The organism is Bradyrhizobium lablabi, assembly GCF_001440475.1.
GTDB classification, from domain to species: domain Bacteria; phylum Pseudomonadota; class Alphaproteobacteria; order Rhizobiales; family Xanthobacteraceae; genus Bradyrhizobium; species Bradyrhizobium lablabi.
In genome coordinates this window covers 17,038-39,139 of the sequence record NZ_LLYB01000090.1, presented here as the reverse complement: position 1 = coordinate 39,139, position 22,102 = coordinate 17,038, and the positions used below count along the sequence as shown (strand labels likewise).

Below are 22,102 nucleotides of genomic sequence, written 5' to 3'. Positions count from 1 at the left end.
GCGAAACTTATGGCCGCAAGCACTGCACCCGCCTCCAGAAGCGGGCTCTATGCCGATCCGCGCGAAGGCTGGCTGGCGCAACACACCGAGGAGATCATCGATCCCGCCCGCCCGATTGTCGATCCGCATCACCATCTCTGGGATCGCGGCGGCCTGCGCTACATGATCGAGGAGATGGCCGCCGACATCGCCTCCGGCCATAACATCATCGCAACTGTCTATGTTGATTGCCGCTCGATGTACCGCGCGCAGGGGCCCGAAGCGTTTCGCCCGGTCGGCGAGGTCGAGTTCGCCAATGGCGTAGCTGCCATGGCGGTGAGCGGCGGCTATGGCAAGGCTGCGATCTGCGCCGGCATCGTCAGCCACGTCAATCTCCTGCTCGGCGAAGGCGCGAAAGCCGTGCTCGAAGCGGAGATCGCCGCCGGCAACGGCCGCTTCCGCGGCATCCGGCACTCGTCGGCATGGGATGCCGATCCCAACGTCGCCGGCATGTATGCGACCCGGCCGCAGGGGCTGTTGCTCGACAACACGTTCCGCAAAGGCTTTGCCTGCCTCGCGCAACTTGGCCTGAGCTTCGACGCCTGGCTGTTTCATCCGCAGATCGGCGAACTCACCGATCTCGCCCGCGCCTTCCCCGATACAAAAATCGTGCTCGATCATTGCGGCGGTCCGGTCGGCATCGGGCGTTTTGCCGGACGGCGCGAGGAGGTCTTTCCGGAATGGAAAGCCTCGATCCAGGAAATCGCGCGATGCCCGAATGTCGTGGTCAAGCTAGGCGGGCTTGCGATGTGCCTGCTCGGCTATGATTTTCACCAGCGCCCGAAGCCGCCGTCATCCGAGGAAGCCGCGGCCGCATGGCGGCCCTATATCGAAACCTGCATCGAGGCCTTTGGACCCGATCGATGCATGTTCGAGAGCAATTTTCCGCCGGATAAGGGCCAGTGCAGCTATCAGGTGATCTTCAACGCCTTCAAGCGGCTGGCCGCGCAATACAGCGAAGCCGAGAAGACCGCGCTGTTCTCCAAGACAGCGACGGACTTCTACAAGCTCAGGCTGGACTGATCACGCCCACTCGCCCTTGCGCATGACCGGGACGCGGCGTCCGTCGGCGTGGACGCCGTCGATGTCGGTCTCGGCCGTGCCGATCATCCAGTCGATGTGAATGAGGCTCTTGTTGCCGCCCTGGGCCGCGATCTGCTCCGGTGTCAGCTTGTCGCCATTCACAAAGCATTTCGAGTAGCACTGGCCGAGCGCGATGTGCGAAGCGGCATTCTCGTCGAACAGCGTGTTGAAGAACAGCAGCCCGCTCTTGGAGATCGGCGAGGAATGCGGCACCAGCGCCACCTCGCCGAGCCGCGCCGCGCCCTCGTCGGTGTCGAGCACCTTCTTCAGCACCTCCTCGCCGCGCGAGGCCTTCGCCTCGACGATGCGGCCTTCCTCGAACTTCACCTGGATGTTGTCGATCAGTGTACCCTGGTAGGACAGTGGCTTCGACGAGACGACATGGCCGCTGACGCGACGGCAATGCGGCGTCGTGAAGACTTCCTCGGTCGGGATGTTGGCGTTGCAAGTGATGCCGTTCTTGGCGGTCGAGGCGCCGCCTTCCCATTCATGGCCGTCCGCAAGACCAATGGTCAGGTCGGTACCGGGTCCGGAATATTTCAGCGCGTGGAAACGCTGGCCGTTCAGCCATTCGGTCCGCTCGCGCAGCACCGCGTTGTGCTTTTCCCATGCGGCGACGGCGCCGTCCTGATCGACGCGGGATGCCGCAAAGATCGCATCCGCCAGTTTTGCCACCGCGACATCCTCCGGGACGTCGGGGAAAACCTGCTTCGCCCAGGACGGGCTCGGATAGGCGATGATGTTCCAGTTGGTGTCGAAATTGACGATCTTCTCCAGCGCCGGCTGATAGGCAATCGAATTGGCCTTGCTGGCGCGCGCCACCTTCACCGGATCCTCGCCCGACAGCAGCATCGGATTGTCGCCGACGATGGCCAGGCGCGCGGTGTTGGCGGTGAATGCCTTCGCCATGCCCTCATAAAGCCAGTTGGCGGCGCGATCGAAGCTCGCGTCGTGGCCGTGGCGATAGCGCGACAGCGTGATCGCCTCATCCGACAGGAACGGCGTCACGATGCCCGCGCCGGCCTTGTAGGCATGTTCGGCAATCCGGCGCACCAGCGGCAGCGCGACCGAAGGCGCGGTCACCAGCAGGTCCTGTCCCGGCCGCAACTGCAAGCCGACCTTGATCGCAACTTCGGCGAGGCGGTCGAGTTTTACGGGATCGATCGGGGCGGAAACGTTGCGCTGAAGTGCGGTCATGATTCTTTCGGCCAATGCTAAAGGATTTGTTCGGCTTCGCCGCCTTCGGCCGTGATCGCACGATCACGCCAACGCGAGCGAAGCGCCTGACAACAGCAATAGCACAAGTATGGTCCGGCGAAACCCGATCTCGTTGATGTTCCGGAATGCAACAATGCCGAGCAGGGAACCGGCGAACAGCGCCGGCAGGCTGAGCCAATACCTGCATGATGGCGATGAACGGCTGCACCAGCCCGCGCTGGTCATTCTTCGGCATGCCGCGCACGACAATCGGCTAGTCAAATGGCAATGACCTTGCCGGCGGCGGCGTATCCTCCAGGCATTTCGCTTCGTCGTCCATCGCAGCCATCGGCGCATGCGCCTGTGAACGATCGAGCATGGCGCTTCCGGCGACATGGAGAACCGCCACTAGAATGGCGGTGACGGCTAGCGCAATGAGGCTCGTCGGTGTCACGTCATGCGAACTGCGTCCCGCCGTTCCGCTGCGTTTTGCGATCGGCGTGGACGGGCGCGTTATTTCCGTGGGCATTTCGGCTGCTCTTTTCGGTCCGGCGGGATTCCGGCGCTGGCTTGGCAGGACGAACCTGCGCCTGTCCGGCGGCCAAATGGCGGTAGCGGCGCAACACCCGGATCGCTTCGCGGCGCCGCGACCGGTGAAATGCCTCGAGGATGCGCACAAACAGCCCCTTGCGCTTCGGACGTGGTCTGGTCTCGCCATCACCGGAGTGAATGCGCATCGCTGATGCCCTTCGCATGTTCGGTGCGTGTTCGGGCGGCAAAATGCCAGCAAGCGCGAACAAGCGCTGTGAAATAATTCACAGCAGCTTCGTTACACGAGACAAATGGATGTGAGGGAGCTTGACGAAGGCTTGAGGTGCGCTTGAGGCGGCGCGGTTACAAGCCTCTCACCGTCAGCACGATGGCGTCGGCGCCCGCCTTCCGGTCGACCGATATCTCCTGATATTCCGGCGAGTTCTGAAATTCCCTGGCCGCGGCGTCATCGGGGAATTCCATGATCACGACCTTGTCGCGCGGCCAGTCGCCTTCCAGCACGATCGGGTGCGCATCCGCCACCAGGAGCTTGCCCTTGAACTTCCTGAACACGCCCATGAAGCGCGATTGATAGCGATCGTAGAGTTCGCGGCGGGTAAATTTCAACTGGGCGATGATGTAGACGCTCATGGTGGATCCTCATCTGCGCGGCAGGTGAGCGACGGCGCTTTCAGCTGATGTCGCTCCGGTCAGCCACGAAATTTCTTCTTTTTCTTCTTTCCGAATACGGGCTTCGCAGACGCTTCCTTTTCATGCCGCGACTTTGCCGCGTGCGCGTGCTCGCCTCGATCCCGCCTCTTGGTATCGTAATGCGCCTTCTTGTCAAACGACGGCTTGTCAGGGGTCTTTGCCTGTTTGCCGTGCGGCTTTGACCCCCATTCCTTCTCGCGTACTTCCTCGTTCGGCGCGGCACTCGTGAGTGCCTCGATGCGAATGCTGTCTTCCTTGTCGGGACGGCGGATTCGCGCGGCAAAGCGGCTGGCGACGCGCGCGGAAATCTCGAATTCGGTGGTGGTATCGAGAATGCGGATGGCGCCGATGTCTTCCTTCTTGATGCTGCCGCGGCGGCACAGCATCGGCAGCAGCCAGCGCGCTTCGGCGTTCTTCCGCCGTCCGATCGCGGCGGTGAACCAGACGCTGTCCTCCGCCATGCGATGGCGCGCCGAAGCTTTGCCAGGCTTCGATCCCCGTTCGGCTTCGCGATCTGCACGCTCTCGCGCGCGCTCCGCACGGGATTTGACGCGATCCTCGCCGGGATCGACGATGTCCTCGGGTGAGGGAAGCCGCGCGCGATAAAGCCGCGCCAGCGCGGCGGCAATGTCTTCCGCCGATCGCTCGGCGAGCAGGGCCTGCGCCAGCATCAGATCGTCGGGCGTCGTCTCCGCCGCGAACAGATCATCCCGCAGCATACGCTCCTGATCGAGTTTGCGAATTTCATCCGGCTGCGGCGCCAGGCCCCAAACCGCATCGATACCCGCGAGTTTGAGCAGCATGTCCGCGCGCCGCCGCCGCGCCGGCGGCACCAGCAATATGCTGACCCCCTTGCGGCCAGCGCGCCCGGTGCGCCCCGAACGGTGCTGCATGACCTCGGGATCGTTGGGCAGATCAGCATGGATGACGAGGTCGAGGTTCGGCAGGTCGATGCCGCGCGCGGCGACGTCGGTCGCGACGCAAACCCGGGCCCGGCCGTCGCGCAGCGCCTGCAGCGCCAGCGTGCGCTCGTTCTGGGTCAATTCGCCCGACAGCGCCACCACCGAGAAGCCGCGCTCCAGCAGCGTCGCCTGCAGATGACGCACGGCCTCGCGCGTGTTGCAGAACACCAGCGTGCCCGGCGATTCGAAGTAGCGCAAAATATTGACGACGGCGTGCTCGACATCGCCGGCCGCGATCCGGACGGCGCGGTACTCGATATCGGCGTGTCCGCCCTCCTCGCCCGCGACTTCGACGCGGAAGGCATCCTGCTGATAGTCCTTCGCCAGCGCGACGATGCCGGGCGGCAGGGTCGCCGAGAACAGCAGCGTGCGGCGGTCCTCGGGCGTCGCCTGCAGGATGAATTCCATGTCCTCGCGAAAACCGAGATCGAGCATTTCATCGGCCTCGTCGAGCACTATGGCCTTTAGCTCGGAAACGTCGAGACGGCCGCGCCGCAAATGATCGCAAAGCCGCCCCGGCGTGCCGACCACGATATGTGCGCCTACCGCCAGTTCGCGCTGCTCGCGGCGCGGGTCCATGCCGCCGACGCAGGAAACCACGCGGGCGCCCGCATGCTGATAAAGCCAGGCAAGCTCGCGATGCACCTGAAGCGCCAGCTCGCGCGTCGGCGCCACGATCAGCGCCAGCGGAGCCGCGGCCGGCCCGAACCGCTCGGCGCCTTCCAGCAGGTTGCTGGCGACCGCCAGGCCATAGGCAACGGTCTTGCCCGAGCCGGTTTGCGCCGAAACCAGCAGGTCGCGGCCATCAGCATCGTCGGCCAGCACCGCCGTCTGCACCGGCGTCAAGCGGTCGAAATTGCGTTCCGCCAGGGCTCGGGCGAGCGGCGGATAGGTGGGCAGAAATGTCACGAGATGTCAGACCTTGCTGGGCGTTCTCAGCCGGGAAATATGAAATGGGCGCCTCGAACCGAAATGACTTAAAGCTGCGCATTGACGACGCGCAGCCGCACGGCCTGACGGATTTGAATGAGGTGGGGATGCTTTAGGCGAAATCGACCTCAGACGCCATCCATTCTTTGCAGGTCAGCCGATCACTTCTAGGCTATGGTTTCGGGGGATTTCACCAGGGGGCCGTGCACCGTGACTGCGTTCAAGACGATTCGCGCCCGCGCCGAGAAGCGCAAGGGCGGACCGAAGGCGCTGGCCAAGCTGCTGCCGGCCAAGCCCGATCCGAAGGCGCTCGCGAAGCTCGGTGACGACCGGATCCTCGCCGAAATGACCAAAAGGGTGTTCTGCGCGGGCTTTGCCTGGAGCGTGATCGAGAGCAAATGGCCGGGCTTCGAAAAGGCGTTTCTCGGCTTCAAGCCCGGGCCGCTGTCGCTGAAGCCGGACGAGTTCTGGGACGATCTGATGAAGGACACGCGCATCGTCCGCAACGGCGCCAAGATCATGTCGGTGCGCGCCAATGCAAGCTTCGTCAGGGATATCGCCAGGGAGCACGGCAGTTTCGGCAAATTCCTCGCCAACTGGCCGTCCTCCGACGAGGCCGGCTTGCTGGAACTACTGGCCAAGCGCGGCAGCCGGCTCGGCGGCAATACCGGGCAGATGATGCTGCGCTTTCTCGGCTGGGACGGGTTTGTCACCTCCAGAGACGTGGTGCTGTGCCTGCGCGATGCCGGGCTCGACATCGCCGAGACCGTCACTTCCAAGCGCGACGTCGCCAAGGTGCAGGCGCAATTCAATGCGTGGGCCGAAGAGACGGGGCTTGCTTACGTGCAGATATCGCGGATCTGCGCGCTCTCGATCGGGGAGAATTACACGGCGGAGAAGCTCGAGAGCATGATGGGCGGTGATGATTGATCCGCCTTCGTTCTTCGAGCTACGGCGCGACTAGTGGAATCATATGACGAAGAATCCATGCGTGGCGTCGCGGCGGAGCTGTTCGACGAGGCCGTATTCCCAGTCGAGATAGGCCTGCATCGCGCTTTCTTTGACGTCAGTGCCCTCATAGGGACGACGGTAGCGGTGTGACGGATCGGGCTTTGGGATGACAAGCGGCGGGCCGACTTCCAGCGCGCCGTCATAGCCGCCTTCGAACACGTAAACTTCCCAGCCCATTTGCGCGAGCCAGGATGCGGTCATGTCGGCGCGGACGCTTCTGTCATCCGTCAGCACGATACGGGCGCCGCGCACCGGGGCTGCCATGTCCACCTCCTGCACCAACTGTCCGCCGGCGTAGTGGCGAAAGCCTGCGAGGTGGCCGGCGGTGTATTCCTCCTCCGAACGTACGTCGAAGCGGTACAACGTGCGGTCGGCCTGCGCCTGCAGCGCCGCTATTTCCGCAAGGCGGATGTGTCGAACGCCGGCACGATAGGCGACGTCGCGCGCGTTGGTCTCGCCGCCTGCAATGGCGCCGATCTCGCCGCGGCGGCCGGAGCCATGCTCGAGATTCTGCTTTGCCAGCGTCCAGCCGATCGTTCCGTTGCGCAGTGCCATCACCTTGTTCGCGACGCCGGCATTGATCAGCGACTGGGTGCCGATGATCGAGCGGGTGCGGCCGGCGCAATTGACGATGATGGTGGTCTCGGGATCGGGTGCGGCGCGGCCGGCGCGCAGCACCAGTTCCGCGCCGGGCACGCTGATGGAACCGGGAATATTCATGGTCGCGTATTCATCGAAGCGCCGGACGTCGAGAATTTGGATGTTGGCCCCGGTCGCAATCAGCGCGCCGACTTCCTCGGCGGCCAGCGACGGCGTGTGGCGGCGCGACTCGACCAGTTCGCCAAAGGCCTTGGCGTAGGAATTGACGTCCTCGAACACCTCATAACCCGCCAACTTCCAGCCCTGCAGCCCACCCTCGAGCTGGCGAACATTGCTGTAACCCAGGGCTTTCAGGCGCTCCGCGGCTTGCGGCACGAGGCCCTCGCCGGCGTCGTAGATCACGATCGGCACGTCCTTGCGCGGCAGCCGCGCTTCGGCCTCCAACGCGATGCGGTCGGCCGCCATGTTGGCGGCAAACAGGGGATGGCCGGTGGCGAAGGTAGCTTCGTGCCTAACGTCGAGCAGCGCAATTTCCTGGCGCAGCAGCAACGCGGTGCGGACTTGCGAGGGGGTGACTGAGGATACGGTCATGGACGGGATTTCCGAAAACGGCATATGATCGCTGGCATCATGGGCATGCTGAGCAGGCGATGGATCTCAAACAATTGCGGACGTTCCGGGCCGTAGCCGAACTCGGAAGCTTGAGCAAGGCCGCAGACCGGTTACGTGCCGCGCAGCCGGCGCTGAGCCGGCACATCAAGCTGCTCGAGCACGAGCTTCGGGTCGATCTGTTCGTGCGCAACGGCCGCGGCATGCTGCTCACCAGCGCCGGCCGGATGCTGCTCGACCGCACCACCGGCCTGATCCGCCAGATCGAGCAAGTCAGCGATGACCTCAAATCGGCCAACGGCAACCCGTCGGGCCGAGTCATCCTCGGCATGGTGCCGACGGTCAGCGCGGTGTTGTCCGGACGATTTGCCCGCCGCGTCCTCAACGAGTTTCCCGACGTCTCGCTGCGCATCGTCGAGAGCTACGGCGGGCATCTGGTCGAATGGCTGCACCGCGGCGAAATGGATCTCGCGATCATCTATGGCCCCGCCGTCGACCTCCATCTGCAAGTCCAGTCGATCGGCCGCGAAGACATCGTCGCCGTCGGGCCGCCTGGATCCGGCTTGAACAAGCGCAAGCAGGTCGATCTCAAATGGCTGGCGAAGCAGAAGCTGATCTTGCCGAGCATCTCGCATGGTCTGCGGGCGCTGCTGGAGAAGGCATTGGCGCGCGAAAAACTGAAGCTCGATGCCATGATCGAGGTGGACTCCTACCGCGCGCAGATCAGCCTGATGGAGGAAGGGCTCGGCTACACGCTGCTGCCGCCGTCCGCCATACGCACGGAGGTGGCGGCGAAGCGCCTGGAGATGGCCGCCGTCAATCCTTCGGTGTCGCGCGAGCTGATCCTGGCTTCGCCGATCGCGCATCCACCGTCGATTGCGACGACGACCATCGCGACGCTGATCGTATCAGAGATTCAGCAGCTTTCGAAGGAAGGGTTCTGGAAGATCAATATGACGGCGTAGCGCCACACCGCACACTCTCTCCGTCATGCCGGTCATAGTAGCCTGCCTTGCGCAGACTACGTACACTTGTCTGCGCTCCCGGGCATGACGGCTTCGTGCAGGCAGCACGCCCCTCAATTAAACAACGCCTCGTCTCCCAATACCGATTGCCGGAAGCGCGTCGTCAGGATCACGCCGTCGGCCGGCGGCATCACGAACACCAGCGCCTCGGGATTGATCTTGATCTGCGCGAAGGCCATTCCCCTGCCCTCATGCGCGAGATCGCGAAGCTCGCTAACTTCCGCCATCGTGCGGACGATGCGCGAGGTGCGAATGCCGCAGGCGGTGGCGATGGCGGCGAGGTCGACGCCGGAAGCCGTCGGGGTCTTCTGCATACCGGTCTCGCCGAACCGCTCATTGTCGAGGACGGCGATTGTAAGGTTCTTCGGCGCTTCCACCGCGATTGACGCGAGCGAGCCGACATTCATCAGCATCTCGCCGTCCCCGGTGATGACGAGCACCTTGCGTCTCGGCTGCGCCAACGCCAGCCCGAGCCCGATCATGGAGGCGCCGCCCATCGCGCCCCAGAGCGGGAAATTGTTCGGATGATCGCCGGCAGCCGAGACGTCCCAGTTCGGCGCGCCGAGGCCGGCGATGACGAGGAGATCGGCGCGGTCGCGCAACAATTCGTTGACGACATCGCGACGGTGCAAAAGTGCGTTCGGATTGCTCATTTGCGGGCCAGCTCCTTGAAATTCTTAGCGCCGAGCACGCGCTGTCCAATCAGGACCGCGACCGGCTTCCAGGTGTTGAAGGCGAGGTTCGCCGCGCCCTGCACGGCGGAGGCGACGAGATGCGGCTCATCCACCTTGTTCACGATCACGCCCATGGCCTCCAGCGAAGGCCGCGTGCCCTGCCCCATCGGGATCTGCCACGGGTTGAACTCGCCCCAGTCGCCGCGCATGGTGACGATCATCAGCAGCGGCATGTGGCAGATCACCGGCAGCGACAACATGTTGATGCAATTGCCGACGCCGCTCGACTGCAGCAAGAGAACGCCGCGTTCGCCGCCCAGCCACGCGCCCGCCAGCATCGCCACGCCCTCTTCCTCCGTCGTCAGCGTGACGACACGGGTTTCCGGATCGGCCTCGAATGAGCGGATCAGACGGCTATGGCCGGCGTCCGGCACCATGGCGACTTGGCGAATGCCGGCGTCCTTCAGCACGCGGTAGATCTCGTCCGGCCAGGTCGGGAGCGCCGGCGCGGCCTCGCTCCGTGATTTCGCTGCTTCTGCCATCGGGGTTCCGCTTCCTCCTGCGATTCCTGACCTGGGTTGAACCGACAATAGATCGCGGCGGCTATCTGAGGAATTTGAATGTGGACATGGCTTCTATCGCAAAATTGAAAGGCTGGTGTGGGGCTGCTCCCTCGGGCCTCGTCCTTCGAGACGCGGCCTCCTCAGCGTGAGGATATAGAGCGCGGTTTGCTCTTTCCACGTTATAGCGAGCGTAGCGAAGCAATCCTCGTCTCGGTGCGGGATAGATGGTTGCTTCGCTGCGCTCGCAATGACGGGTGGACAGAGCTTAGCGCTCTCGCGACATGTTTGATCGAGGTTTGTATCTTCGTTGGCTCCCTCTGGGAGCATCCCGGCCTTTGCCGCGAGCGGATGAAAAAAGCCATATGAAGTTCCATGTAACTGTGTGAAGTTCGTGAGGCATCCTCGACCGCGCAACATCTCCACAGCTTGTCCTGCGCGTTCTTGGCGCCTTACAGACACAGTCGCGACACTCGCGCAGGGCATCTATGTTCGCCATCGCAGGGAAAACGGAGGAAGCAACATTGCCAATCGCGCGATCGGGACATCCAAACGAGATGGGCGCCTATCGTCCCGACATCGATGGTCTGCGAGCTATCTCCATTCTGCTGGTTGTTGGATATCACGCCGAGCCTTCGCTGGTCCCCGGCGGATTTATCGGGGTTGACATTTTTTTCGTTATCTCAGGCTTCCTGATCACTCGCATCATTCTCTCGCAGAGCAAAACCAATTCCTTTTCGTTCCTGGATTTCTACTCTCGTCGAATTCGGCGGATATTTCCGGCGCTCATCGTCGTCTTGGCAGCCACCTATCTGTTCGGCTGGTTTGTTCTTCTGCCGGAGGGCTTTTCCCTGCTCGGGAAGAACATTGCGGCCGGCGTTGCGTTCGTATCCAATCTGTTTCAGCTCACGCAGCTCGGATATTTTGCTCCGGACGCGACCGAAAATCCCCTCCTGCACCTTTGGTCGTTGGGCATCGAGGAACAGTTCTACATCTTCTGGCCACCGGCTCTCTTGCTTATCGGATTGAAGTGGCACCGAACCTTGATGGGAGCCATCGCCACAGCATCGTTTGGCGTCGGCCTCTTGATTTTCTTCGGCTACAAGGATTGGTCTTTTTACTCGCCAATATCGAGAGCATGGGAGCTATTGGCCGGCGCCATTCTCGCCACCAACTACACCGACGCCCTGGAGCACGGAAAGCAGCGCTTTCCGCAACTCGAGAACCTGCTGGCAGCGATTGGCACTGCAGCAATTATCTTTGCTGCGATAACGCTCAGCAAGGAAAGCCTGTTTCCGGGCGTTTATGCGTTGTTACCGGTGCTTGGCGCCGTGCTGATTATTCTCTCGCCAAATTCCCTGTTGAACAGGACTTTTCTATCGAACCCGCAGATGGTCCTGATCGGACTGATCAGCTATCCGCTGTATCTCTGGCACTGGCCGCTATTGTCCTATCTCGGGATTGTGCGGAACGGAAATCCAAACGCGGTGGAGATTTGGGCTGCCGTTCTCGTTGCGATCGCCCTCTCATGGCTCACGTTTCGTTTTGTCGAAATTCCACTTCGCCAGCAGAAAAATACAACACCGAAACTGGCGTTCGGATTGCTCACGGTCGGCATGGTGGGGATCGTGACAGCCACGGCATCTGGTTTTGGATTTCGCTTTCCGCCAGAAATTCGCGATATCGCGCAGTTGGCGCCGCACGGCAACGCCGGGTTCCGTGACAAGTGCTTCCTGGACGTACCCGGCTCTGAATTCAATTCGAGTTGCATCGAGCAAGGCAACAAGCCCCTCGTTCACCTATGGGGAGATTCCACCGCTGCAGCGCTTTACCCGGGATTGAAGAATGCTCAGGCAACAGTTCCGTTTCGCCTGGCTCGCTTCACGGCGTCAGCATGCCCTCCCATCCTGGCGGCCGGCTCCGATGCCAGATGTGACGCAGCCAATCAAATTGTTTTCGATTTGATAAAATCATCGCATCCCGAGATCGTGCTGCTGCACGCATGGTGGGACGGCCTTAAGGATCTCGGGAAACTCCGGGAAACAATCGATCAGCTAAAGGCCCTCAGCGTCAAGCGAATCATCATTTTGGGACCCGTACCGGTTTGGAAGCGCACGCTTCCCCATACGCTGGTGAATTTCTACCGATTGCGGCACACAATCGCGGACAGAATAGCCGCAGGTGTGTCCGGCCCCGAGGGCGATGCACGAATGGAAGCATTCAGCAAGTCTGCCGGGACGGAGTACATCTCGGCCTGGCACATGCTGTGCAACTTGGAAGGGTGCATGACGCGCGTTGGCCCATCGGCAAGCGACGTAATAATTACCGATAACGTGCATCTATCGGACACCGGTTCAAACTTCCTGATCGAGGGCATAAGGAGAAAACTCTTTCCCTGCCCTGAATTTTGCCAAGAACAAATCTTGCGCGAATAGCTGGTTCGTTGTCGGTGATACTGATGGCTCTGCCGAACGCGTCGGGCGAACCGAAACACATTACTTCGGCTTGGAATCCGGCGGGCAATCCGGCGATACCTTCAGCGGCTTGTCGCCGCTCTGCACGGTCGGTGCAGCCGAGTTCGCGCCGCCCGCGTCGGGCAGCACCGCGCTCTTGCCGACGGTCTGCGAGTTCGATGTCTTCTCCTCGCCCTGTCCCGACGCCGCGGACGGTGAGGTCGTACAGGCTGTCTCCTCCTTCGTGCCCGAGGCCGCCGTGGTTTGGGCGGACGCCGCACTCACTCCGATTACCGCTGCGAGAATCGCTGCCGCGACGCGCTTCATTTTCATCTCCAATGGCTGAAAAATAGCTTGCTCGGAGCAAAACGTTCTGCTGCAACGAAGGTTCCGGTTAGCCCTGATGCGGCGGCGCCGGGATTAAAAACCGGCGCAGAATTTGCTTCGGCGAACTGGCCGGAGAAGGAAAATTTCATGACCATCGACCTGACCCGCCGCACGCTGCTTCACCTTGCCGGCGCGTCGTCGCTGAGCGCGGCCGCCATGGCCGCGGCGCGGGCCGAGGGGAATACGGCTGGCTCGGGCGGGCCGACCTTCGCCAACCGCACGCCGATGCGGATCGGCATGGTGACGCTGCGCGTGCGCGACCTCGACAAGGTCGCCGACTATTATCGCGATGCGATCGGGCTCACCGTCATGGCGCGCACCGAGACGGGCGCGCAACTCGGCTCGGGCGGCGTGCCGCTGCTCAATCTGCAGCGGCGCGAGAACGCGGCACGCGAGGAGCGCAACGCGGCCGGCCTCTATCACACCGCGTTCCTGATGCCGACGCGCAAGGACCTCGGGCGCTGGCTGGTGCATGCAGCGAAAAACCGGATCCCGCTCTCCGGCTTCGCCGACCACCTCGTCAGCGAATCCGTCTATCTCGACGATCCCGAAGGCAACGGCATCGAGGTCTATGCCGACCGCGCGCCCGAACTCTGGAAGTGGGAAGCCGGGACGGTAGCGATGGCAACCGACCAGCTCGACATCGATGGCCTGCTGGGGCTCGCGGGTACGCAGACGACCAACTATGCCAAGGCGCCCGACGGCCTGCGCATCGGCCACATGCATCTGCGCGTCGGCGATCTCGAACAGGCGGACCGTTTCTATGCCGGCACCATCGGCTTCGCCCCGACCCGCAAGCGGACCGGCGCGGCGTTCCTGTCCTCGGGGCGCTATCATCATCACCTCGCGATCAACGTCTGGCAAAGTTCGGGGGCTGGAGCGCGAGACGACGCGGCTACCGGCCTCGCCTGGTTCTCGCTGGAGATCGAGGCACAGCAAATTCTCGAAGCCCAGCAGCAGCGCCTGCGGCAGGCGGGTGCAGCAGTCGAGACCATCACCAATGGCATCGAGACATCAGATCCCTGGGGCACCAGGGTGCGGCTGATCAAGGTTTAACAGCACGACAACGAAAGAGCGTGGCGTCCCATGCGCTGGGGCCAAAGCTGCGCCGAAAGGATGAATCCAAATGAACTTGCCGATGAGCTGGGACGAATGGGCCGCACATGACGGCGTTGCGCTGGCGACGCGCGTTGCGAAGGGCGAGCTGACGGCAGCCGAACTGGCGGCTCAGGCGACCGCCGGCATTGCCAAGGTCGACCCCGCGCTGTCCGGCGTCGTCGAATTGTTCGACGACGCGATTGCCGATCCCGCAACCGACGGCACCGCGCTCGATGGTCCCTTCGCCGGGCTGCCGTTCCTGATGAAGGACCTGGGGCCGACGCTGAAGGGCCGGCTGCAGGAAATGGGCTCGCTTTATATGCGCGGCAATCGCGCCACGGCCGATACGTTCATGACCAAGAAGATGCGCGGAGCCGGGCTTAACCTGATCGGGCGCACGACCACGCCGGAGTTCGGCGTCTGCAGTTCGGCTGAGAATCCCGCCGTCTATGTCACGCGCAATCCCTGGAATACCGACTACACCACCTGCGGATCGTCAGCCGGTAGTGCGGCGATGGTCGCGGCTGGCGCGGTGCCGATCGCGCACGCGACCGACGGCGGCGGCTCTATTCGAATCCCAGCCGGCGTCAACGGCAATATCGGGCTGAAGGTCTCGCGCGGCGTGTTCTCGCTGTCGCCGCTGTTGTCCGATCTCAGCGGGCTGGTTTCGATTCAGGGCTGCCAGTCGCGCTCGGTGCGCGACACCGCGGCCTACGTCGATGCCTGCCGCGGGCCGGCGCCGGGCGAGTTCATGCCGTTCTGGTCTCCGCCCGAGCCCTATACGCGGATGATCGCGCGCGATCCGGGCCGGCTGAAGATCGCACTGTCATACAAATGGGGTGACTACCAGGCGACGCCGCATATCGCGGCCGAGTTGCAAAAGGCCGGGCGCTTTCTCGAAGGCCTCGGCCATCACGTCGACTACGCCCTGCCTGAGCTGAACTACAGTGAAGCCTTTGCGGCGCAGACCACCTGCTACATCAGCAATTTTGCCGTGGTCATCTCCAACATGCTGGCGGCGCGCGGGCTGGAGCGGCCGCCGGAAGACCTGATCGAGCCGATCAACATCCGGATCTGGGAGCACGGCCGGCACACGAGCTATGCCGACCGCGCGCGGATGCAGGCGGTGTTCAATACGACGTCGCGCGGCTTCGGCGCGTTCTTCGAGGACTGGGACATCATCCTGACGCCGATCACCGCGCTGCCGACGCCGAAGGTCGGCACCAAGGAGTATCTGACCATCAGCGACAACCCAGATGTGCTCGACTGGTTCGGCAATCTCTGGCGCAATTTTGCCTTTACGCCGCTCGCCAATCTCTGCGGCATCCCCGCGATCTCGCTGCCGCTCGCCACCCACGAGCACGGCCTGCCGCTCGGCATTCAGGCGATCGCCAAGCAGGCCAATGACGGGTTGCTGTTGCAACTCGCGGCGCAGATCGAGCGGGCGATCGACGGCAAGTGGAATGCGGGCGAGAAGCCCGGCGTGCATGTGACGAAGGGTTGATCTCAACCGTCATTGCGAGCCAACGGGTCGGCGCGAAGCGCCGCCCGATGATAGGCCCGGACATAAAATCGCGAAAACAACCCCATGCAAAGTAGAATGGCCCCCGGCTCGCAGCGCTCACACCGCCTGCGCCCGAGGCACGAGATGATCCGTCGTCACGGTCCGACCTAATCTGATCCTGCACTAGGAACTTCGTGAGATCGGGCCCTCCGCGGCTTCCCCTCCTCTATCAAGGAGAGCGTCGCGGGCTTCCTTCAGGCGCTTCAAGCTCGCCACGTTGGTCTCGCGTCTTTCCTCCAGACGAGCGAGATAGGACAATTCGGCCATGACCTGGGCGAGGTTCAGGACATCGTCCATGCTGTTCGGACCTTGCTCTGCGGGCTGATCGGCTTCTTCAAGGGCGGGGTCGTAGGCGGGGCAAACTGACTTTAGCATCAAAGTTCCAGTCCATTTGTGAAATTTACCACACATAGCGCACGACGCCTTTGCCGGAGTAGCTGCGGGTAACGTTGGAAAATTCGCCTTCGAAAGTGGCGCCGACCGCGAATCCGTTGCGCCATTTCACTTCGGCTGACGCACTGGTGAGCGCCGCATCGCGGGCCTGCGCGGCGCCGTCGACCACGAAGCTTGCCCCCGGCAGCGTCTGGAAGGTCGCCGCGACGGCGCGGTCGGGATTGAAATCGTGCGCCCATGCGGCGCGGCCGCGCAGTGTCAGGATGGCGTCGTTGACGGCCCATGACCGGTCGGTACGCAATCCCAGTTCACTGCGCGTGGCGGTGACGGTTTTCGCGCCATAGCTCAACGCAAACGTATTAGCCCCGGACAGCACGCTTTCCGCATAGGCCGGAAGCTGGAATGTCGTGACCTGCGCGGCGGCGTAGGGCGTGACACCCATCCAGGGCGTTGCGAAGCGGTAGCCACCCTCGACACGGCCCGCAAACGTACTGCCGTTGAAGCGCGCCTGCAGCTTGTCGATGCCCGCGACTGTCACCGTGCGGTCGGTGGTGACGTCCTGCCAGCCATAGGCCAGAGCGGCGGAGAGATAGGCGGGGCCATTGTGGTGGCGCACGAACGCGCCGGCCTGGAACAGGTCCGATCGTCCGGTGCCACCATTGGCGACGGAAAAATTGGTACCGCCGCCGGCCAGCGCAAAGCCGGCGAGCGTATGTGCCGAGAACCGGTAATCGGCCCCGGCGGCGGTCCCAAACAGACGGCTCGTCACGCCGTTCGATCCAAGTGCGGTGTTGCCGGATGATGTCTGCGATCCACCGAAACCTGCGGCCCAGACGTTCCAGCGCTGCTCGAAGCTTGTCGGCACAGAAGGCGGGATCCCGGCAAACGCCTCGCGCGCCACGGCAGCGCGCCGTGCCGCGCCGTCGGCCGCATACGAGGATGCGCCCTGAACAGAAGCGCCCATGTCGCCGCGCCCGTCGATAAACGGGTCGGTCATCTGCCCTATGAACATGGTCATCGCATTGAACGTGCTCTGCTGGGCACCGGTCGCCGTCTCGCCCGAGATCTGCGTCAGCGCATTCTTCAGCGGCGTGCCATCGAGATTGAGCAGCACGTCAAAGGCCGCCGGCGGCGTCGTGCCGCCGAGCACCGCGCGGTTGATGCCGCCGGCAACGCTGGCCTGGTTGGCGTTCGTACCCGACGGCAAAATGATCTCGCCGGGATCGAGCACGAGATAGACGTTGTTGGCGTCATAGGTCAGGTGCGGATTGCGCGCGCCCGGACTGAAGCTGTTGATGACGTCGAGGCCGGCGAACTGCGTGCCGCCAAATCCGCCACTGGCGTTCAGGAGGGTATAGGTCTCGGCCCTGAAGCGAGCAGGCACCAGCGCAACCGCCTGCACGGTGGCGCCGGTGAGCGTCGCGGTGCCCGTGACGTTGGTGCGGTCGGCGGAGGTTGGAGAGACCTCCACCGTGTAGAAGCTGCCGGTCGTGAAGGCCAGATTGCCGCTGACGGTGAGAGTGCCGATCGAATTGCCGGGCGCGAGCGCTCCGCCGCTTGCAATCGTCGTATTGCCAACGATGCCGGTGCCGCCGAGCGCGCCGCCCGCATTCACGGTGACGCCGCTCGACGACAGGATCGAGCCGTTCACCGCCAGCGTGCCGCCATCGACCGTCGTCGTGCCGGTGTAGGTATTGACGCCCGACAGGGTCAGCTTGCCGGTGCCGACCTTCACGAGCGAGGCACCGGTGTAGCCGCCGGATCCACCGTCGGCGAGCACGCCGGTGACGTTGGTCGACAGATTGTTGCTGCCGACCGTCAGCTCCTTGCCGCCGAGCTGGAAGGTCCCGCTGCCGGCGAGCGAGCCGGCGGTGAGCCTGTTGTCGCCGTTCGGGCCTGTTGTCATCGAGAGATCAAAGACCGCGCCGGGCGCGGCGTTGATGAGCTGCGCATTGCCGGGCGTCGAGTTGCCGTCGAACAGCACGTTGCCGCTGTTGACGATGGCGGCACTACCAGCCGTGGTGCTGGTATCGAAGGTCAGCCCGCTGTTGTTGAAGATGGTGGCGCTTCCGGCCGTGGAGGCGCTGGTAAACCGCATCCAACCGTTATTCATGATGGCTGCACTGCCGGCGGTGCCGCTGTTGCGGAATTCGATCGTGCCGCTGGCATTGTTGGTGATGGTCGCGTTACCGGCTGTGGGGACGTCGCCGAAGTTGCCGCCCCAGAAACTCATCTGACCGCTGTTGATGACCGTCGCGTTGGCCAGCGTGCCGCTGTTGACGATCTCGAGCGTGCCTGCGGCGGCGTTGGTGATGCGCGCGGTGCCGGCGCTGGAGTCACTCCAGAAATTCAGGCTGTGATTGTTGACGATGGTGGCGGTTGCAGCCGTCGAGCTGTTATAAAAATAGATCCGGTTGTTATTGGTGATCGTCGCGTTTCCGGCCGTGCTGCTGTCTTGCAGGAAGAGGCCCATGTTATTGGTGATGGTGGCGTTGCCCAGCGTGGCGCTGTTCAAGGTGAGAAGACCGCCGTTATTGACAATGGTGGCGTTGCCGGCCGTGCTCGTATCCCGGAACCAGAGGTTAGCAGTCCCGACGTTGATCGTGGCGCTGCCGGCCGTGCTCGTATTGTAGAAGTTGACGAAATTGCCGTTGACGGTGAGCGTTGCGCTGCCGGCCGTGCTGGTGTTTCTGAAGTTCGTCGTGCCGGTGGTGGTGATCGATGCGCTTCCGGCTGTGGAGGCGTTGTTGAATTCGAGAAAGCCGGTGTTGCTGACGATCGCGCTGCCGGCCGAAGCGTTATCCCTGAAATAGAGATTGCTGGGATTGGTGATCGCGGCGCTGCTTGCGCTGGTATTGTTGCGGAAGATTGTCGTTCCGCTGTTGCTGATGCTGGTGAGGCCGCTGGTGTCGGCATTGACGACGTCGAAGGTGGCACCGCTTCCGACCGTGACCGCGCCCAGAACGGAGCCGGTTCCGGTGGCGCTGCCGAGCTGCAACGTGCCGCCGTTGATGGTCGTGCCGCCGATATAGGTGTTGAACCCTGACAGCGTGAGCGTACCGGTGCCGATCTTGACCAGCGACCCTGCGCCGAAGTTCCCGTAGTCTCCAATGACGCCGCTCATCTCGGTCGACTGATTGTTGGAGCCGACCGTGAGTTCGTTAAGCCCGAGGAAGATGCCTCCGGTGCCCGCAATCGAGCCCGCACTGACCTTGTTGTCGCCGTTGAGGCCGACCGTGCCCGCGAAAGTGACGTTGCCCTCGGTGATGATGGCCGCGCTGCCGGCTGTGGAGTGGCCGTCGAACTTCAAATATTCGCCGTTGATGATCGTGGCGGTCCCGGCCGTGCTGTAGTCGGCAAACCAGATCTGGTTCGTGATCTTGTTGGTGATCGTCGCGCTGCCGGCACTGGCGTTGCCGTTGAAATACAGGAAGCTGTTGTTGCTGTTGTTGACGATCGCGGCGCTTCCGGCCGTGCTGTTGCCAGTGAACTCCATGTAGCGGTTGTTCGTGATGCTGGCGCTGCCGGCCGAGCTGCTGTCCAGAAATTTGGTATAATTGTTGTTCGTGAGGGTTGCGCTTCCAAGGGAGCTGGTCTGGAAGAAGTTGAGATTGCCCGCGTTGACGGTGATCGTGGCGGTGCCGGCCGAACTCGCGCTGCCGAAATTGATGCCGCCGCCAGGGTCGTTGAGGTTGATCGTGGCGCTGCCGGCGGAGCTCGTATCGTTGAAATTGAGGGAGACCAGGCCATTGACGGCGATGTTTGCGCTGCCGGCGGAGCTGGCACCGAAGAACTGGACGAATCCGGCATTGGCGGTGATGCTTGCGTTGCCCGCCGTGCTGGTATTCCTGAAGTTCGCCGCCGCCGAGTCGTTGATAGTGATTTGAGCATTGCCTGCGGTGGACGCGTCGTAGAAATCAGTCCTGCCGAAGCCGCTGTTGGTGAAGGTCGCACTGCCGGCCGTGCTGTTGGCGTTGAACTGGACATAGCCGGGATTGGTGAAGGTCGCGCTGCCGGCCGTGCTGTTGGCATAGAAATCGATGCGGTCGTAGTTGCCGATGGTGGCGCTACCGGCGGAGCTGGTGGTAAGAAAGTTCAGGCTGCGGTAGTTGGTGATGGTGGCGCCGCCGGCCGTGCTGGCGTCGCGGAAGTTCACGGTGTCGCTGTTGGTGATTTGCGCGCTGGCGCCGGTTGCGGTGTCCTTGAACTCGAGGAGGCTGTTGTTGGTGATGGTCGCGCTGGCGGCCGAACTGCTGTTCTGGAAAGTGACGGCCTGGTTGTTGGTGATGGTGGCGTTGCCGGCCGTGCTCCCGTCGAAGAAATTGGCGGAGCCGGCATTGATGTTGAGCCAGCCGGCGCTGCTCGTGTTTCTGAAGTTCAGGGTCCCGGTGCTGGTGACGCTGGTGCTGCTGGCATTCAGGTTGCCGTAGAAGGTGGTGACGCCGGCATTCGTGATGCTGGTGATGCCGCTGAGGCTGGTGTTGAAGAGCTCGAGTGCGCCTCCGGCACCGACGTTGACCGCACCGAGAATCGTGCCGGCGCTGCCCGCCGTGCCAAGCTGGAGGGTGCCGCCGTTGACCGTGGTGCCGCCCGTATACGTGTTCGCGCCCGACAGCGTCAGCGTGCCGGTGCCTAGCTTGACCAGTGAGCCACCGTTCCCGGAGATCGCGCCGCCCACCTCGGTCGTTTGATTGTTGGAGCCGACCGTGAGCTCGTTGGCGCCCAGCAGGTAGTTGCCGGCGCCTGCGATCGAGCCGGCCGTGAGCTTGTTATTGCCGGCGGCTCCGACCGTACCGGAGAAGTCGACGACACCGCCGGCATTGTTGGTGATGACGGCACTGCCGGCGTTGCTGTTGCCGTGAAAGAGCAGGCTGCCGTTGTTGGCGATGGTCGCGCTGCTGGCTGAGCTGCTGGCGCGAAAGTTCAGGCTGCCGTTGTTGGTGATGGTCGCGCTGTCGGCCCAACTGAAGTCATCGAAGGTGATGCTGCCGCCGCCGGCGTTGGTGATGACCGCGGTGCCGGCTGAGCTGATGGACTGAAAGCTGAGGGTCGCGGTGTTGGTGATGGCGGCGCCGCCGGCGCTGCTGGAGTCGGTAAAGCGGAGCTGCGAGCTATTGGTGATGGCGGCGCCGCCGGCGGTGCTGTCGCGATAGAAGACCATGACAGACTGGTTGGCGATGGTCGCGTTACCGGCCGAGCCGTTGAAGTCGAAGACGAGAGTGCCTGTGTTGGTGACGTTGGCGTTACCGGCGCTGGCCAGGCTGGTGATGGTTATGCCGCCAGTGTTGGCAATGGTCGCGTCGCCCCCCGTACTGCTGTCAGTGAAGGTGATGCCGCCGGGATTGGTAATGGTCGCATTGCCAGCCGTGCTGTTGCCAGCGAAGGACATGTAATTGGCATTGGCGATGGTGGCGCTGCTGGCTGTGCTGTCTGCGCGAAAATCGAGGCTCCCGGTATTGGTGATGGTCGAGCTGCCGGCTGAGCTGCTGCTGAAGTAGAACAGAAGATTGCGGTTGGTGATGGTCGCATCGGCGGTCGTGCTGCTGTGGTAGAGATCGATACGGCCAGCGTTGTCGATGGTGGCGTTGGCAGCCGTACTGGTGCCTTCGAAGCCGATGCTGCCGATGTTGGTGATCGCCGCGCTGCCGGCCGTGCTGCTGTCGCGGAAGTACGTGGTCACGCCGTTGCTGATGGTGGCGGTGCCGGCGCTGCTCGAATTGCTGAACTGGAGCACGCCGTTGGTGCCGGCGGTGGTGAGGGTGGCACCTGCGCCGTTGACCACGATCCCGGCGCCGTTGAGCACGAGCCACTGGCTGATCGTCAGGTCGTAGGCCGGCGCCCCCGCATTGAAGGTCAGGCCGCCGATGGTCGTCGTGGGGGTGGCCGTCGGTGCAATCGACAGGCTGGTGGTGTTCGACGCGCCGAAGGAAGCGGTGCCTGATGGCACCGTTCCCGTGCTCCAGTTGGAGCCGGTGAGGAAATCGCCGCTGCCGGGAGCGGCGAGCCAGGTGGCGTTTTGCGCCGCCGCCGGGGTGCCCACGGCCGCCAGCGCTGTCGTGGCCAATAGCGCGGCCCGCAGCCGCCTGCTGCCGGTGCCGCGCGTGGCGGCGTAATAATACCGTGTACCGAACATGTTCTGCCCCGGCCGACAGAGGTCCGCGCGCGCCTGTCCGGCATCGCAGTCCCCGTTCGGCACGACTCCCCCACATCAACTCCCCCTTTCCTCTCATTTCGCGCCGGGAACGTCCTGAAACGGCTGTTGAGACATTCTGAAA

17 protein-coding genes are annotated in these 22,102 nt (G+C 63.2%); 7 read left to right on the top strand and 10 right to left on the bottom strand.

Going from position 1 to position 22,102, the window contains the following annotated elements; translation table 11 throughout:
- Positions 1 to 9: 9 nt before the first annotated feature.
- Positions 10 to 1,062: an amidohydrolase family protein gene (locus CQ14_RS26085; RefSeq protein WP_057860698.1), complete on the top strand. Its 1,053-nt coding sequence runs from the start codon at positions 10 to 12 to the stop codon at positions 1,060 to 1,062.
- On the opposite strand, the gene CQ14_RS26080 is transcribed toward CQ14_RS26085, so the two are convergent.
- A complete protein-coding gene (locus tag CQ14_RS26080; RefSeq protein WP_057860697.1) occupies positions 1,063 to 2,319 on the bottom strand; it encodes an aminopeptidase in 1,257 nt (418 codons plus the stop codon).
- Between the two features lie 434 nt (positions 2,320 to 2,753).
- Between CQ14_RS26080 and CQ14_RS43885 the strand changes: the two genes are divergently transcribed.
- A complete protein-coding gene (locus CQ14_RS43885; RefSeq protein WP_156435421.1) occupies positions 2,754 to 3,062 on the top strand; it encodes a hypothetical protein in 309 nt (102 codons plus the stop codon).
- Positions 3,063 to 3,213: 151 nt separating this feature from the next.
- Here the strand turns inward: CQ14_RS43885 and CQ14_RS26065 are convergent, their stop codons facing one another.
- Both CQ14_RS26065 and CQ14_RS26060 read right to left on the bottom strand, forming a co-directional pair.
- On the bottom strand, positions 3,214 to 3,501 hold the full coding sequence (locus tag CQ14_RS26065) for a DUF1330 domain-containing protein (protein WP_057860694.1): 288 nt from the start codon (positions 3,499 to 3,501) through the stop codon (positions 3,214 to 3,216).
- A 59-nt stretch (positions 3,502 to 3,560) separates the two neighbouring features.
- Positions 3,561 to 5,432 carry a DEAD/DEAH box helicase gene (locus CQ14_RS26060; protein ID WP_082650043.1) on the bottom strand — a complete coding sequence of 624 codons (1,872 nt, stop codon included), beginning with the start codon at positions 5,430 to 5,432 and terminating at the stop codon, positions 3,561 to 3,563.
- Positions 5,433 to 5,663: 231 nt separating this feature from the next.
- Here CQ14_RS26060 and CQ14_RS26055 point away from each other — a divergent pair, with 231 nt between their 5' ends.
- Entirely contained in the window at positions 5,664 to 6,383 is a 720-nt protein-coding gene (locus CQ14_RS26055; RefSeq protein WP_057860693.1) for a DNA-3-methyladenine glycosylase I, read from the top strand.
- A 39-nt stretch (positions 6,384 to 6,422) separates the two neighbouring features.
- On the opposite strand, the gene CQ14_RS26050 is transcribed toward CQ14_RS26055, so the two are convergent.
- Positions 6,423 to 7,655: a rhodanese-like domain-containing protein gene (locus CQ14_RS26050; protein ID WP_057860775.1), complete on the bottom strand. Its 1,233-nt coding sequence runs from the start codon at positions 7,653 to 7,655 to the stop codon at positions 6,423 to 6,425.
- A 59-nt stretch (positions 7,656 to 7,714) separates the two neighbouring features.
- On the opposite strand from CQ14_RS26050, the gene CQ14_RS26045 reads away from it, so the two are divergent.
- Positions 7,715 to 8,638: a LysR family transcriptional regulator gene (locus tag CQ14_RS26045; protein ID WP_057860692.1), complete on the top strand. Its 924-nt coding sequence runs from the start codon at positions 7,715 to 7,717 to the stop codon at positions 8,636 to 8,638.
- 113 nt (positions 8,639 to 8,751) lie between these two features.
- On the opposite strand, the gene CQ14_RS26040 is transcribed toward CQ14_RS26045, so the two are convergent.
- Positions 8,752 to 9,351, bottom strand: coding sequence for a thiamine pyrophosphate-dependent enzyme (locus CQ14_RS26040; RefSeq protein WP_057860691.1), 600 nt, complete (start codon positions 9,349 to 9,351; stop codon positions 8,752 to 8,754).
- Positions 9,348 to 9,914, bottom strand: coding sequence for a thiamine pyrophosphate-binding protein (locus tag CQ14_RS26035; RefSeq protein WP_057860690.1), 567 nt, complete (start codon positions 9,912 to 9,914; stop codon positions 9,348 to 9,350). The genes CQ14_RS26040 and CQ14_RS26035 overlap by 4 nt, the downstream gene beginning before the upstream one ends.
- A gap of 506 nt (positions 9,915 to 10,420) precedes the next feature.
- On the opposite strand from CQ14_RS26035, the gene CQ14_RS26030 reads away from it, so the two are divergent.
- Entirely contained in the window at positions 10,421 to 12,367 is a 1,947-nt protein-coding gene (locus CQ14_RS26030; protein WP_063800423.1) for an acyltransferase family protein, read from the top strand.
- A 60-nt stretch (positions 12,368 to 12,427) separates the two neighbouring features.
- On the opposite strand, the gene CQ14_RS26025 is transcribed toward CQ14_RS26030, so the two are convergent.
- Together CQ14_RS26025 and CQ14_RS43880 are read right to left on the bottom strand one after the other, a co-directional pair.
- Positions 12,428 to 12,712 carry a hypothetical protein gene (locus CQ14_RS26025; protein ID WP_057860774.1) on the bottom strand — a complete coding sequence of 95 codons (285 nt, stop codon included), beginning with the start codon at positions 12,710 to 12,712 and terminating at the stop codon, positions 12,428 to 12,430.
- 2 nt (positions 12,713 to 12,714) lie between these two features.
- Positions 12,715 to 12,861, bottom strand: a complete 147-nt coding sequence (locus CQ14_RS43880) for a hypothetical protein (protein WP_156435418.1) — start codon at positions 12,859 to 12,861, stop codon at positions 12,715 to 12,717.
- On the opposite strand from CQ14_RS43880, the gene CQ14_RS26020 reads away from it, so the two are divergent.
- Positions 12,860 to 13,828, top strand: coding sequence for a VOC family protein (locus CQ14_RS26020; protein WP_057860688.1), 969 nt, complete (start codon positions 12,860 to 12,862; stop codon positions 13,826 to 13,828). The two genes, CQ14_RS43880 and CQ14_RS26020, sit on opposite strands and share 2 nt — an antisense overlap.
- A 70-nt stretch (positions 13,829 to 13,898) precedes the next feature.
- Positions 13,899 to 15,374: an amidase gene (locus tag CQ14_RS26015; RefSeq protein ID WP_057860687.1), complete on the top strand. Its 1,476-nt coding sequence runs from the start codon at positions 13,899 to 13,901 to the stop codon at positions 15,372 to 15,374.
- A 183-nt stretch (positions 15,375 to 15,557) separates the two neighbouring features.
- On the opposite strand, the gene CQ14_RS26010 is transcribed toward CQ14_RS26015, so the two are convergent.
- Both CQ14_RS26010 and CQ14_RS26005 read right to left on the bottom strand, forming a co-directional pair.
- Positions 15,558 to 15,809 (bottom strand): hypothetical protein, encoded by a 252-nt coding sequence (locus tag CQ14_RS26010; protein WP_057860686.1) that lies wholly within the window; start codon positions 15,807 to 15,809, stop codon positions 15,558 to 15,560.
- Between the two features lie 25 nt (positions 15,810 to 15,834).
- Positions 15,835 to 21,960 carry an autotransporter-associated beta strand repeat-containing protein gene (locus CQ14_RS26005; RefSeq protein WP_156435416.1) on the bottom strand — a complete coding sequence of 2,042 codons (6,126 nt, stop codon included), beginning with the start codon at positions 21,958 to 21,960 and terminating at the stop codon, positions 15,835 to 15,837.
- Positions 21,961 to 22,102 lie beyond the last annotated feature (142 nt).